Origin of the sequence: Actinoplanes philippinensis (assembly GCF_900113015.1) — a bacterium.
GTDB lineage: Bacteria > Actinomycetota > Actinomycetes > Mycobacteriales > Micromonosporaceae > Actinoplanes > Actinoplanes philippinensis.
Genome location: NZ_FONV01000010.1, coordinates 73,087 through 86,398, shown reverse-complemented (window position 1 = coordinate 86,398; position 13,312 = coordinate 73,087). Strand labels below are relative to the sequence as shown.

Below are 13,312 nucleotides of genomic sequence, written 5' to 3'. Positions count from 1 at the left end.
TGAAGGTTTCCTTCCAGCCATGAGAAAGACCGCGTTGCTCACGGCGGCCCTGATCGGCGCCGCCTCGCTGAGCGCACCGGCCTACGCCGCCGGAGAAACCGTCAACGTCTACCTCACCACCACCTCGGACAGCGGCGGCCGGACCGTGACCCGCGGCCTGGCGCAGCAGGCGTCCATCGCCTTCGGCCCGGCCGGCGGCAGCGCGAACCAGACCATCACCGTCGACGAGGGCACCACCTACCAGACCTTCGAGGGCGCCGGCGCGTCGATCACCGACACCACCGCCTACCTGCTGCGTGGCGGCCCGATCAGCGCCGCCACCCGCGACCAGGTCATGTCGAAGCTGTTCAGCCCCACCGACGGCATCGGGCTGTCGTTCGTGCGCAACCCGATCGGCGCCTCCGACCTGTCCCGGCCCGGCAACGTCTCGCTCGACGACACCTGCTGCGATCTCAACGACTTCGGCGCCAACGGGTACGACACGAACGTGCGCCTGCTCACCCAGCAGGCCCGGCAGCTCAACCCGGCGCTGCGGGTGAAGGGTGTGCCGTGGAGCGCGCCCGGCTGGATGAAGGACAACGGCCGGATGGACCAGATGGGCTGGCTCAAGTGGGAGCACTACCCCACCTACGCCCAGTACCTGGTCAAGTACATCCAGAGCTACCAGGCCGCGGGTGTGCCGATCAACTACATCTCGGTGCAGAACGAGCCGAACTGCTGCCAGGCCTCGAACCCGACGGCGATGAACTACCCGGGCATGAGCTGGAACCCGGCCGGGCTGGTCGAGTTCACCAAGAACTTCGTCTACCCGGCGTTCCGCGCGGCCGGCATCACCACCAAGGTGCTGATCCACGACTGGAACTACGGCGACTACGCGAACTTCGGCGCCGCGATCCTCGCCGACGCCGGGGTCCGCAACGACCCGCTCTTCGGCGGCATCGCCTGGCACGGCTACGCCGGTGACCCGATCGTCGGCTCGCAGGTGCACGACGCGTACCCGGCGGTACGGCAGTTCAGCACCGAACACTCCGGCGGCACCTGGATCACCAACCAGCACAACGAGGACATGGCCGACATCGTCAACTACACCCGCAACTGGAGCAGCAGCGTCGTCAAGTGGAGTCTCGCGCTCAACCAGAGCATGGGCCCGCACAACGGCGGCTGCGGCACCTGCACCGGCCTGATCACCGTGCAGGAGGGTGGCTCCCGGGCCGGCCAGGTCGACTACACCATCGAGTACTACACGACCGGCCACCTCACCAAGTTCGTCAAGCCCGGCGCGGTGCGGATCGCCTCCAACAACACCGCGGTGCAGAACGTGGCCTGGCGCAACCCGGACGGCGGCAAGGCCCTGATCGCCCACAACGGCGGCACGAGCAGCCAGTCGGTGCGGGTCAACTGGGGATCGCAGTCCTTCGTCTACACACTGCCCGCCCGTACCACAGCGACCTTCACCTGGTCCGGAACCGGAACCCCGGCGCCCGGCGGGACCATCACCGGCCTGGCCGGCAAATGCGTCGACGTGGCGGGGGCCGTCAACACCAACGGCACGGCGATTCAGCTGTACGGGTGCAACGGCACCGCGGCCCAGCAGTGGAGCCGCCCCGGTGACGGCACGCTGCGCTCGCTCGGCAAGTGCCTCGACATCAGCGGCCCGAGCAACGCCGACGGCACCGTCGCCCACCTCTGGGACTGCCACACCGGCACCTCCCAGAAGTGGACGCTCGACAGCTCGCAGCGGCTGGTCAACACGTACTCCGGCAAGTGCCTCGACGTGACCGGCAACAGCTCCGCCGACGGCGCCCGCCTGCAGATCTGGACCTGCACCACCGGCGCCAACCAGAAGTGGGCCCTCAACTAGCCGGGCTTCAGGGGTCAACGGGGCCGGGCCCGCACTGACGAGGAAGGGCGGACGCCACGTGGCGTCCGCCCTTCTCGGGGTCGTGCGAAGGTCAGGATTCGATCGTCGGCGGGCGACGCTGGGCCGGGATCACGGCGACCGGCTCGGCCGGCAGCTTCAGCGGCTCGGTTTCGTCGCTCGGCGTCGTGACCAGGGCGGTCGGCTCGTCCACCGGCTTCGAGGCCTCGGCGGGAGCCGACAGCAGCGTGGTCTTGTCCTGGTCCGCGTCGTCCTTCGCCGAGGGCTTCTCGTCCTTTTCCGCCTGGGGTTCGGCGGGAGTGGTCGAGGGCGTCGCGGTGACGGGCACGGCGGCCGTCGCCGGTTTGGCGGGCGGGACACTCGCCGAGGCGGCGGGTGAGGCGGAACCTGTCGCCGGTTTGGTGGCCGGGACACTCGCCGAGGCAGTGGCGGGTGCATCGGAGGGCGTTGCGGGTTTGGCCGGCGTGACGGCTGCCGAGCCGGTGGCCGGGGCGGGGGAAACCGGCGCCGAGGCCGCCGCGGGCTTCGCAGGTGTGATGGTTGCGGCGGCCGGTGGGGCCGAGGCCGTCGCGGGCGCGACCGAGGCCGAGCCGCTCGCCGGTTCGGTGGGCGCGGCACCCGCCGAGGTCGAGGCGGACGGCGCCGCCGGCTTGGGCGTGACCGACGCCGAGCCGCTCGCAAACTTCGCAGAGCCTGAGGCCGCACTGCTGGCCGGGGCCGCGGTGGCGGGTTTGGCCGGGGCGGCCGTGACGGAGGCTGAGCCGCTCGCCGGGGTTGCGGCGACCGAAGCAGAGCCGGTGGCCGGCGCAGGGACGGTTGCGGGTTTGGCCGGCGTGGCCGTGACGGAGGCTGAGCCGCTCGCCGGGGTTGCGGCGACCGAAGCAGAGCCGGTGGCCGGCGCAGGGACGGTTGCGGGTTTGGCCGGGGCGGCCGCGACGGAGGCTGAACCACTGGCCGGCGCGGGGGTGGCTGCGGGCTTTGCGGGCGCCCCGGCGACCGAAGCCGAACCGCTGACCGGTGCGGCGGTGGCGGGCGTGGTTGCGGGTTTGGCCGGGGTCGCGGCGACCGAAGCGGAGCCGCTGACCGGTGCGGCGGTGGCGGGCGTGGTTGCGGGTTTGGCCGGGGTCGCGGCGACCGAAGCGGAGCCGCTGGCCGGGGTTGCGGCAGCCGCCGGCTTGCGGGTGGGCTCGGCCAGGCCGAAGCCGCTCACCACGGTCGGTTCGTCGCCGCCGGGGGCGAGGCCCGCGCCGGTGACGACGGTCGGTTCGGAGGCGCCGAGCGGGAGGACAGTGGTGGGTTCCGGCTCGGGTGTCCGGGGCGCCGGCTTCGGGGCGGCCGGCGACTGGGGCTGGGTGACGAAGACGGTGCGGTCGTTGTTCGCGACCACCTCGGTGCGGTCGGCGCGCAGCGGGGCCGGCGGGACGCGGTTCAGCGCGACGGTCGGGTCGGCCGGGATGCCGGTGCGGATGACCGTGGTCTGCTCGGCGGCGACCGGGGTGCCGGCCACCTTCGCCGCGCCGCGGAAGCGGCCGATCTCGCCGATGATCGGCAGCACCGGCGGCTCGTAGCGGGCCCAGCGGCGGGCGCTCAGCGCGGTGAGGATGAGCGGGATCGACAGCACCGCGGCCAGGCCGTACCCGGGGCGGCTGAGGTCGAAGCCCTCCTTGGCGATCGCCGGGGGCCATAGGTCCGCATACGCCCCGGGGGAGTTGAACGCCCAGAGGGTGACGCCGAGGTAGACGACCCCGGCGAGGACCGGCCCGGCGGGGGAGACCGGCCCGGCGGCGAGGATCGAGAAGAGGATGCCGCCGAAGATCAGCAGCAGGAGCCCGCTGACCGACTCGGCGGCGAAGAAGTCCCGGCCGCGACTGCTCAGGTCGTCGGTGAACCCGACGGCGAGGAGCACCCAGATGCACGGGGCCAGCACGAGTGCGTAGAAGATCGACCTGAGGTGACGCATGATCCGGCACGGTACCCGGCACCGGCAAGAACTACCGTACCGGCTATGGAAGAACAGCATCCCGGCCGGCCGACCGCCCTGTCCCGGGTTACTCTGAGCCGGATCATGACGGCCGTCGACGTGAACCTCTACGGGACCGTGCACGGCGGCGTGCTGATGAAGTTCGTGGACGACGTGGCCGGCGCGGCCGCGGCCCGGCACAGTGGCGGCACCGCGGTCACCGCCGCGATCGACGAGATCGTCTTCCTGGAGCCGGTCCGGGTGGGTGACCTGGTGCACGCGTACGCGCAGATCAACTGGACCGGCAGCACCTCGATGGAGGTGGGGGTGAAGCTGGCCGCCGAGCGCTGGGACGAGGTCGGCCCGGAGCCGCTGCCGGTGGCCACCGCCTATCTGGTGTTCGTGGCCGTGGACGCGGCCGGCAACCCGCGCCGGGTGCCGCCCGTGCTGCCCGCCGACGACGAGGACAAACGCCGTTTCACCGAGGCGATGATCCGCCGTGACCACCGGCTGGCCCGGCGTGCGGCGATCCAGCGGGCGCGGGCCGAACATCACTCGGCGGCCGGCTGACCCACCGTTAAGGTGTGGTGATGACGACAGGTGTGGTGACGGCGGGCACAGTGCTGTGGGAGCCGCCGGCGGACATCCGGGAGACGTCCCGGATCGGGCGTTATCTCGCGTGGCTGGAGTCCGAGCGGGGCCTCTCCTTCGCCGACTACGCGGCCCTGTGGCAGTGGTCCGTCACCGACCTGCCGGCCTTCTGGCAGTCCATCTGGGACTGGTCGGGGGTGGTGGCGCACACTCCGGCGACGGCCGTGCTGGAGTCGTCCGGCATGCCGGGGGCGCGCTGGTTCCCCGGAGCCACGCTCAACTACGCCGAGAACGTGCTGCGCATGCCGGGGATCGCCGACGACGAGACGGTCGTTCACGCGTACTCCCAATCTCGGGAACCGATCGCCCTGACCGCCCGCGGCCTGCGGGAAGAGGTCCGGAGGGTGCGTGCCGGGCTGAAGGCCCGCGGTGTCGGGAAGGGTGACCGGGTCGCGGCCTATGCGCCGAACATCCCGGAGACATATGTGCTGATGCTCGCGACCGCGAGTCTCGGCGCGGTGTTCTCGTCGTGCGCGCCGGAGTTCGGCGCCCGCAGCGTGATCGACAGGTGGATCCAGATCGAGCCGAAGGTGCTGGTCGCGACCGACGGCTACCGGTACGGCGACAAGGACGTCGACCGGCGCGGGGAGATCGACACGATCCGGGCGGCCATCCCGTCGATCGAGCACGTGGTCACCATCGGCTACCTGCATCCGGGCGGCGACTGGGCCTCCCTGAGCGGCGACGATCCGATGGCGTTCGAGCCGGTGCCGTTCGACCAGCCGCTCTACGTGCTCTACAGCTCCGGCACCACCGGTCTGCCCAAGCCGATCGTGCACGGCCACGGCGGCATCCTGCTGGAGCACCTCAAGATCCTGGCGCTGCACCACGATCTGGGGCCGGGCGACCGGTTCTTCTGGTTCACCACCACCGGCTGGATGATGTGGAACTACCTGGCCAGCGGCCCGGCCGTGGGCGCGGCGATCGTGCTCTTCGACGGCAACCCGGGCTGGCCGTCGCTGGACGCCCTGTGGGACCTGGTCGACACGGCGGGCATCACCTACTTCGGCACGTCGGCGCCGTTCCTGCTGGCCTGCCGCAAGGCCGGGCTCACCCCGCGGAAGCCGCTCAAGGGCCTCGGCTCGACCGGCGCGCCGCTGCCGTCGGAGGGCTGGGCCTGGGTGTACGAGGCGGTCAGTCCCGACGTGCATCTGGTCTCGCTCTCCGGCGGCACGGACGTGTGCACCGGTTTCGTCGGGGGAGTGCCGCTGCTGCCGGTCCGGGCCGGGGTGATCACCTGTCGTGCGCTGGGGGCGCGCGTGGAGGCGTACGACCCGCTGGCCCGGCCCGTCGTCGGTGAGCTGGGCGAGCTGGTGATCACGGCGCCGATGCCGAGCATGCCGGTCGGCTTCTGGAACGACCACGACGGCTCCCGATATCGCGAGGCCTACTTCGACGTCTTCCCCGGCGTCTGGCGTCACGGCGACTGGATCACCGTCGGCCACGACGGCAGCTGCGTGATCACCGGCCGGTCGGACGCCACCCTGAACCGGGGCGGCGTGCGGCTCGGCACCGCCGAGTTCTACTCGGTCGTCGAGGGGCTGCCGGAGGTCGCCGACTCACTCGTGGTGCATCTCGACAAACCGGACGACCCGAACGGTGAGCTGCTGCTCTTCCTGGTGCTCGCCGAGGACGCCGACCTCGACGACGCGTTGCGCGCGCGGATCGCGAAGGAGTTGCGCGGCGCCCTCTCGCCCCGCCACGTGCCGGACGCCGCCTATCAGGTCGGCGCACTGCCGCGCACCCTGTCCGGCAAGAAGCTGGAGGTGCCGGTGAAGCGGATCCTCACCGGCACCCCGGTCGAGTCGGCGGCGGCCAAGGGCGCCCTGGCCAACCCGGACTCCCTGAACGCCTTCGCCGCCCTTTACGCCGAGCGGGTCACGCCAGCGTCAGAGTGACCTTCTCGGTGGCGGCCCGGGCCTCGGTCTTCGACGTGTCCAGGTTGGCGCAGAGCACGATCGACGCGCCGGCCGCGAGCGGGGCCAGCAGCCAGTCGTTGGCGTCCGGGTAGAAGGCGGTGTCGATCAGCACCCGGGCGCCGGCCGTGATGCCGAGCTCGGTGGCCCGCTCCAGAGCCGCCTCGACGACGTCCTGGTGGCTCAGCTCGACGTATCCGGCGAGCGCCCGGTCGGCGGCTCCGACCGGCTCGCCGCGGAAGTGGTCGCCGTGGTTGCGGACCTCGGTGACGTAGTCGGCATACCCCTCGGGCGGCGTGCGCAGCGGCATGGCCAGCGGGAGCAGGCCCGTCGCATACCGGTCGAGGGTGGCCCAGCCGGCCGCCCGCTCCACCAGCTCGGGCGTGGTGAAGAGCGCCTCGACCGGCTGCGGGTCGCCACCCAGATCGGCGGCCAGCCCGGCGGCCGACACACCGAGCAGCAGCGCCGCGGTCTGCCAGTGCGGCGGCAGCAGCAGGGCCACCGTGTCGCCGTGGCCCAGGCCGACCCCGTCGACCAGCAGGTTCGCGGTCTTCGCCACCCAGTTGTCCAGGGTCGTCCCGGACAGCTCGGTCCGGTCGCCGGTGGCATCGTCATACCAGGTCAGCAGCGGAGCGGCCGGGTCGCGCGCGACCGCTTTCGCGAAAACCTGCGGGATCGTCGTGTTCATCGCTTTACAGCGTAGGCGGATCACGCACAGTGATGGCCTCACAAAGGGCCCCAACGATCGGCAGTGTCGCGGACACCTGCCCGAAGCCTTCCCGGCGTACCCTCGAACCGTCGGTGGTCCCACTGCCGTACAGGTAGGCGGAACCATCGCATCGGTACGTCAGAGCTGCCAAGGAGATGCCTCGTGACCCCCGGTCGCCCCCCGCGAGTGCTCGTCGACGCCACCAGCGTCCCCGCCGACCGAGGCGGTGTCGGCAGATACGTCGACGGGCTGCTCGGAGCCCTGGGGCAGCAGAGCCCCGGCCGCGTCGAGCTCGCCGTCGTGTCCCAACGATCGGATGCGGAGCGTTACCGCCGCATGCTGCCGGGGGCCGAGGTGATCCCCGGCCCGGCGGCGATCGTTCACCGGCCCGCCCGGCTGGCCTGGGAGCAGACCGGGTTGCCGCTGCTCGCGCAGCAGGTCGGGGCGGACGTGCTGCACTCGCCGTTCTACACCTGCCCGCTTCGGGTGGGATGTCCGGTGACGGTCACCGTGCACGATGCGACCTTCTTCACCGAGCCGGAGCACTACGACAACACCAAGCGGACCTTCTTCCGCAGCGCCATCAAGACCTCGCTGCGCCGGGCCGCCCGGGTGATCGTGCCGAGCAAGGCCACCCGCGACGAGCTGATCCGTCTCCTCGACGCCGACCCGACCAAGATCGACGTGTCGTATCACGGGGTCGACCACTTGGCCTTCCACGCCCCGGCGGAGGACGAGAAGGCCCGGGTCCGGGCGCGGCTCGGCCTGGGCGACTCCGGCTACGTGGCGTTCCTCGGCGCCAAGGAGCCGCGGAAGAACGTGCCCAACCTGATCCGTGGCTGGGCCCGGGCGGTCGCCGACTGGCCCCGCCCGCCGGCCCTGGTGATCGCCGGTGGCCAGGGGCACGACGACGACATCGACCGCGCGGTCGCCGAGGTCCCGCCCCACCTGCGCCTGCTGCGACCAGGCTATCTGCGCTATGCGGACCTGCCCGGTTTCCTCGGCGGCGCCCTGGTCGCCTGCTACCCGTCCTTCGGTGAGGGTTTCGGCCTGCCGATCCTGGAGGCGATGGCCTGCGGCACCCCGGTGCTCACCACGCCGCGCCTGTCCCTGCCGGAGGTCGGGGGTGACGCTGTCGCCTACACGACCGAGACGCCCGAGCGGATCGCCGAGGACCTCGCTGACCTGCTGCACGACGAGGATCGCCGCCGCACACTCGCCAAGGCCGGCTTCGATCGGGCGAAAGAGTTCACCTGGGAGTCCAGCGCGGAGGTACATGTAACAACGTGGAATCGGGTTGCGTCTTGATCATCAACTAAACTTTCCGCGCATGAGCGACGAACAGGCCGTGTTGTACGGAGTGGTTCTTGCCGGGGGCACCGGAACCCGTCTCTGGCCACTGTCCCGCGCCGGTCATCCCAAGTTCCTGCACCCGTTGACCGGCACCGAAGCCTCCCTTCTGCAGGCCACGGTGGACCGGCTGGACACTCTTGCATCCCCCGACCGGGTGTTCGTGGTGACCGGTGTGGCCCACGCCGCCGCGGTGTCCCGGCAGCTCGCCGCGATGCCCGAGGAGAACGTGCTGATCGAACCGTCGCCGCGGGACTCGTGCGCGGCGATCGCGCTGGCGGCCGCGGTGATCGCCCGGCGTGATCCGGAGGCGATCATGGGCTCCTTCGCGTCCGATCACCTGATCGCCGACAAGGAGGCGTTCGCCGCCGTGATCCGGCACGCGATGACGGGCGCGAGCCAGGGACTGCTGATGACCCTCGGCATCACCCCGACCAGGCCCGAGACGGGATACGGCTACCTCCAGTGCGGCGCCGCGGTCGGTGACGGCCCGCTGGTGAAGGTGGAGGAGTTCAAGGAGAAGCCGACCTACGACGTGGCCGAGAGCTACGTGAAGTCGGGCAACTACCTGTGGAACGCGGGGATGTTCGTCTGGCGGGTGGACGCCTTCCTGGCCGAGCTGCACCGTCAGCAGCCGCAGCTCGCCGCCGGGGTCAGCCGGATCGCCTCCGCGTGGGGCACCGCCGACCAGGAGGAGGTCATGGGTGACGTCTGGCCGACGCTGCCGAAGATCTCCGTCGACTACGCGGTGATGGAGGGCGCGGCCGCGGTCGGCCGGGTCGGCACCGTGCCCGGCGACTTCGGGTGGAACGACGTCGGCGACTTCCACACCCTCGGCGAGGTGCTCACCGCCGACCAGTCCGGCAACGTGGTCGTCGGCCACGACACCGGCGCCGAGCGGCCCACCGTGCTGCTGCGCGAGACCGAGGGTCTGGTGGTCGTCCCGTCATCCGGCCGTCTGGTCGCCGCCATGGGTGTGCGCGACCTGGTCATCGTCGACACTCCGGACGCCGTCCTGGTCTGCCCGCGCGAGCGTGCCCAGGAGGTCAAGCAGCTGGTCGACCACCTCAAGGAGCTGGGCCAGCACGGTTACATCTGAGCCGTCACGCTCCGGCCCCGGTCACTCTGGCCAGGGCCGGAGCGATCTGCTGGACCGTTCCGGACGCCAGCGGCGACGGCAGCGCGTCCGCCGTGAACCAGCGCAGGTCCGACGACTCCTCGCTGATCCGCTCCACGCTGCCGGCCGGGGCCCGCAGCAGGAACCGCACGTCGTAGTGCACCGACGGCTCGGCCGGGGCGCCGTCGCGCGGGCCGCACCGCACGTCGTGGATGTCGATGTCGATCGGTGTGGGGTCGAGGATCAGGCCGGTGATGCCGGACTCCTCGGTCGCCTCGCGGAAGGCGGCCGCGGCCAGTGTCGGGTCGCCCTCCTCGCAGTGCCCACCCAGCTGCATCCACAGCCCGAGCCGCCCGTGCAGGCAGAGCAGGACCCGGCTGTCGTCACCGACGATCAGGGCGCTGGCCGTCACATGGCCGAGCCGGTGCGCCCGGGTCATCGCCACCGGGCCGTCGGCCAGCAGGTCCAGGGTGCGCTTGCGGGCCAGCTCGGCGTCGTCCGAGGTGGCGGCCCAGCTGCTGAGGACGTCGACGGTGTTCTCGTACAGCGCGGTCATCGGGTTGCTCCGGTGGTCTCGGCTCCGCCGTCGTGGACCCGGCCTTCGCCGGCCGACGATCGGTAGGTCAGGGTGACACCCTCGTCGTCGATGACGGCGGTGGTCTCGATGCCCTCGGCGGCGAGGGCGGCGCGCAGCCGATGTGCCTCGGTGCCGACGCGGATCAGCTCGGACGCCCCACCAGCACTCGGCATCAGCCGGACACCGCCCGGCTGCCGGTCGACCCGGGCGGTGATCAGCGTCTCGACGGCGGCGAACGCCCGCGCCACCGTGGCGGTCCGGTCCGGAGCGGCGGCGGTGCCCGGTGACAGGGCCGGACTCCCGGCGGCGATGGCGGCGCCCGATGGCGGAGCCGGAGCCACGGAGGCGGTGGCGGTGTGGGCCAGGGTCGCCCGGTCGGCCAGGGTCGCGGCTGCCCGGAGCCCGTCGGCACGGGCCTCGGCGGTGCCGAGGCTGAACATGTCGCTCTCCGCGTCCCGGATCAGCACCGCCGCGCCGGAGCCCTCGCCGGAGCGGGGATAGCCCCGCACCACCGCCACCGGCACCCGGTCGCACTTGCCCTTGACCAGCTCGGCCGCGGCCGCCAGCTCGTCGACCACGGCCATCTGGGTCAGGGACAGCTCGTTGCCGTAGGGATCCACCTGACCACGATGATCGAGGAGCGCCTCGATCCCGGCGGCGCCCAGAGCCACGTCGGTCAAGCCGTTGCGCCAGGCCCGCCCCATGGTGTCCGAGACGACGATCACCACGTCGAGCCCGCGGGCCAGCAGATCGGCGCGCAACCGGCGGGCCGACGCGTCCGGGTCCTCCGGCAGCAGCACGAGATGGGTCTTGTCCACGTTCGACGCGTCGATGCCGGCGGCCGCCATCACGAAACCGTGGTGGGTCTGCACGATCGAGGTGGGGCCGCGGCGGGCCACCACCCGGGCGGTCTCGCCGTCGAGCGCCCGCTGCCGGGCCTCCTCGCGCTCCGGCCCGTCCGCCGGGACCTCGACCAGGCGGCCCTCCGCCTTCGACACGATCTTGCTGGTCACCACGAGCACGTCGCCGTCGAGGATCCACGGTGCGGCGCTCACGATCAGCCGCGCCAGGTCGTCGCCCGCCGTGACGTCGCCGATCCCGCGGACCGGCAGGATCTGCAGACCGTCGGCGGGGGCGCCGCCGACGGGAGCCGTGCCGGCCGGGCTCCCGGTCATCGGGCCAGCTCCATCGCGGCGGCGACCATCGCGGCGGTGGCGTCCTCGTCGCGCATCCACAGCGGCACCGCACGGGTCCGCACACCGGGCACCTCGGCGCCCTCGTCGGAGGTGTCGACCAGCCAGCCGTCGAGCAGGCCGCCCTCGGCGCGTGGACCGTACATCCGCCCGACACCGGCCGCGCTCACCTCGACCTCGAGCGTGGCCAGGCACTTGTCGGCCATCCCGCGGACCGGGGCGCCCCCGATGATCGGCGACACGCCCACCACCGGCGCCGGACCGTGTGCCACCGCGTCCTTGAGCGCGGGTACGGCCAGGATCGGGGCGATGCTCACCACCGGATTGCTGGGAGCGACGAGGATCACGTCGGCCGCGGCGATCGCGTCCAGCACACCGGCGCCCGGTTTCGCCACGTCGGCCCCGCGGAAGACGAAGTTGTGCGTCGGCACGTCACCCCGGTAACGCACCCACCACTCCTGGAAGTGGATCGCCTTGCGCTCGCCGTCGATGTCCACCACCACGTGCGTCTCCAGGCGGTCGTCGCTCGCCGGGAGCAGGGTGATGCCGGGCTGCCAGCGCTCGCAGAGGGCCGCGGTGACCGCGGAGAGCGGATAACCAGCGGTCAGCATGGTGGTGCGCACCAGGTGGGTGGCGGTGTCCTTGTCACCGAGCCCGAACCAGGACGGCTCCACCCCATACTTCGCCAGCTCCTCCTTGACCACCCAGGTCTCGCCGACCCGGCCCCAGCCGCGCTCGGGGTCGGCGGCGGCGCCCAGCGTGTACATGACGGAGTCCAGGTCGGGACAGATCTGGAGGCCGTGCATGCGCACGTCGTCGCCGACATTGACGACCGCCGTGACCTCGGCGCCGACGGCTCTGGCATACGCACGAACGCCGAGAAGGAAACGGGCACCGCCGATGCCCCCGGTCAGGACCACGATCCGCATGAGTCCCATCCTCCCGCACCCGCGCCGTCCCCTTGGTTGCCGGGTATCGGTTTACTCTGTGCCGACCTCGATCAACCGCACCGGGAGCAACCGTGACGACACCACCGCAGCCGGATCCGGCCGCCGAGAAGACCATCGGGCAGTATCTGCGCCCCCTGCGTGACCTCGCCGCCTACGCTCTGATCGCGGCGCCGGCGGTGTTCCTGCTGGTGGCCGTTTTCGAGCTGTTCCGCGGCGACTTCACCGTGCAGACGCGATACAGCTTCGGGTCGTTCGTCAACGTCGAGACGATCTTCTTCCCGCTCGCCGCCGTGATGCTGGCGCTGGGTGTCAAGCCGGTCCACCCGAAGGCGCGGCTGATCACCATGCTCGCCCTCGGGGAGTACGCGGTGGCGTCCTTCTTCGGGGTGATCTTCGGGCTGCTCTTCGGGGTGAGCGGGATCGCCGCCCAGGACGCCGGGGCGGCCTTCAACGCGCTGCTCGTCCGGGTCGCGTGGCTCGCGGTGCTCGGGGTGGCGGGGTATGCGTTGCTTCAGGTCTGGCTCGGCTACTACCCGACGGTGAAACCGCAGCCGGGTGTCTACGGCCAGCCCTACCAGCCCCAGCAGTACGGCCCGCCGCCCGGCTACGGCCAGCAGCCGCCCTACGGCGCCGCCATGCCCGGCCCGATGCCGCCGGGCACGCCGACGCCGCCGCCGGTCGCCACGCAGCCGTTCAGCGTCCCGCCCGCGCCCTACGGGCAGTACCCGGCCGTCCCGCCGCCCGCCTGGGGCGCCGCGGCCCCTCCGCCGCCGCCCGTGCCGCAGGCGCCCTACGCCGAGCCCACCCAGCCGGTGCCGCCGCATGTCCCGCCGGTCCCGTCGGCTCCGCCGCATGTCCCGCCGGTCCCGTCGGCCCCGCCGGCCTCGGACCGCACCGAGGTGCTGCCCGACGAGCGTCCCGGCTTCGGCCCGGCCGCGCAGGACCCGCCCCGCCAGTGACCGACCGGCCTCGCGGGCCCGGATGGTGTTCCATGACACGCTCCGGGCCCG

11 protein-coding genes are annotated in these 13,312 nt (G+C 72.1%); 6 read left to right on the top strand and 5 right to left on the bottom strand.

The window, feature by feature from the left end:
• Positions 1-19 precede the first annotated feature (19 nt).
• Positions 20-1,861, top strand: a complete 1,842-nt coding sequence (locus tag BM290_RS26280; protein WP_093618576.1) for an RICIN domain-containing protein — start codon at positions 20-22, stop codon at positions 1,859-1,861.
• Between the two features lie 91 nt (positions 1,862-1,952).
• Here the strand turns inward: BM290_RS26280 and BM290_RS48620 are convergent, their stop codons facing one another.
• Positions 1,953-3,839 (bottom strand): hypothetical protein, encoded by a 1,887-nt coding sequence (locus tag BM290_RS48620; protein WP_093618575.1) that lies wholly within the window; start codon positions 3,837-3,839, stop codon positions 1,953-1,955.
• Between the two features lie 45 nt (positions 3,840-3,884).
• Between BM290_RS48620 and BM290_RS26270 the strand changes: the two genes are divergently transcribed.
• The gene (locus BM290_RS26270) at positions 3,885-4,409 is read left to right on the top strand and encodes an acyl-CoA thioesterase (RefSeq protein WP_093618574.1); all 525 of its coding nucleotides are present in this window, start codon (positions 3,885-3,887) and stop codon (positions 4,407-4,409) included.
• Positions 4,410-4,429: 20 nt separating this feature from the next.
• Positions 4,430-6,388 (top strand): acetoacetate--CoA ligase, encoded by a 1,959-nt coding sequence (locus BM290_RS26265; protein ID WP_093618902.1) that lies wholly within the window; start codon positions 4,430-4,432, stop codon positions 6,386-6,388.
• Here BM290_RS26265 and BM290_RS26260 read toward each other — a convergent pair.
• Positions 6,369-7,094: a TIGR03089 family protein gene (locus tag BM290_RS26260; protein ID WP_093618573.1), complete on the bottom strand. Its 726-nt coding sequence runs from the start codon at positions 7,092-7,094 to the stop codon at positions 6,369-6,371. The genes BM290_RS26265 and BM290_RS26260 overlap by 20 nt on opposite strands.
• A 183-nt stretch (positions 7,095-7,277) precedes the next feature.
• Between BM290_RS26260 and BM290_RS26255 the strand changes: the two genes are divergently transcribed.
• Entirely contained in the window at positions 7,278-8,423 is a 1,146-nt protein-coding gene (locus BM290_RS26255) for a glycosyltransferase family 4 protein (protein WP_093618572.1), read from the top strand.
• A gap of 40 nt (positions 8,424-8,463) precedes the next feature.
• A complete protein-coding gene (locus BM290_RS26250) occupies positions 8,464-9,564 on the top strand; it encodes a mannose-1-phosphate guanylyltransferase (RefSeq protein WP_093618901.1) in 1,101 nt (366 codons plus the stop codon).
• Between the two features lie 4 nt (positions 9,565-9,568).
• Here the strand turns inward: BM290_RS26250 and BM290_RS26245 are convergent, their stop codons facing one another.
• Genes BM290_RS26245 through cofD form a run of 3 tightly spaced genes read right to left on the bottom strand, consistent with a single transcriptional unit; the run spans position 9,569 to position 12,281 of the window.
• Positions 9,569-10,138, bottom strand: a complete 570-nt coding sequence (locus BM290_RS26245) for an NUDIX hydrolase (RefSeq protein ID WP_093618571.1) — start codon at positions 10,136-10,138, stop codon at positions 9,569-9,571.
• Positions 10,135-11,334 carry a coenzyme F420-0:L-glutamate ligase gene (locus tag BM290_RS26240; RefSeq protein WP_093618570.1) on the bottom strand — a complete coding sequence of 400 codons (1,200 nt, stop codon included), beginning with the start codon at positions 11,332-11,334 and terminating at the stop codon, positions 10,135-10,137. Before BM290_RS26240 ends, BM290_RS26245 begins: the two co-directional genes overlap by 4 nt.
• The gene (cofD, locus tag BM290_RS26235) at positions 11,331-12,281 is read right to left on the bottom strand and encodes a 2-phospho-L-lactate transferase (RefSeq protein WP_093618569.1); all 951 of its coding nucleotides are present in this window, start codon (positions 12,279-12,281) and stop codon (positions 11,331-11,333) included. The genes BM290_RS26240 and cofD overlap by 4 nt, the downstream gene beginning before the upstream one ends.
• 92 nt (positions 12,282-12,373) lie before the next feature.
• Between cofD and BM290_RS47550 the strand changes: the two genes are divergently transcribed.
• Entirely contained in the window at positions 12,374-13,261 is an 888-nt protein-coding gene (locus BM290_RS47550) for a hypothetical protein (protein WP_143133970.1), read from the top strand.
• Positions 13,262-13,312 lie beyond the last annotated feature (51 nt).

Bases quoted from the DNA above. Each gene is read 5' to 3' on its own strand.
- BM290_RS26280 (WP_093618576.1), top strand. From the start codon at position 20: ATGAGAAAGACCGCGTTGCTCACGGCGGCCCTGATCGGCGCCGCCTCG.
- BM290_RS48620 (WP_093618575.1), bottom strand. From the start codon at position 3,839: ATGCGTCACCTCAGGTCGATCTTCTACGCACTCGTGCTGGCCCCGTGC.
- BM290_RS26270 (WP_093618574.1), top strand. From the start codon at position 3,885: ATGGAAGAACAGCATCCCGGCCGGCCGACCGCCCTGTCCCGGGTTACT.
- BM290_RS26265 (WP_093618902.1), top strand. From the start codon at position 4,430: ATGACGACAGGTGTGGTGACGGCGGGCACAGTGCTGTGGGAGCCGCCG.
- BM290_RS26260 (WP_093618573.1), bottom strand. From the start codon at position 7,094: ATGAACACGACGATCCCGCAGGTTTTCGCGAAAGCGGTCGCGCGCGAC.
- BM290_RS26245 (WP_093618571.1), bottom strand. From the start codon at position 10,138: ATGACCGCGCTGTACGAGAACACCGTCGACGTCCTCAGCAGCTGGGCC.
- BM290_RS26240 (WP_093618570.1), bottom strand. From the start codon at position 11,334: ATGACCGGGAGCCCGGCCGGCACGGCTCCCGTCGGCGGCGCCCCCGCC.
- cofD (WP_093618569.1), bottom strand. From the start codon at position 12,281: ATGCGGATCGTGGTCCTGACCGGGGGCATCGGCGGTGCCCGTTTCCTT.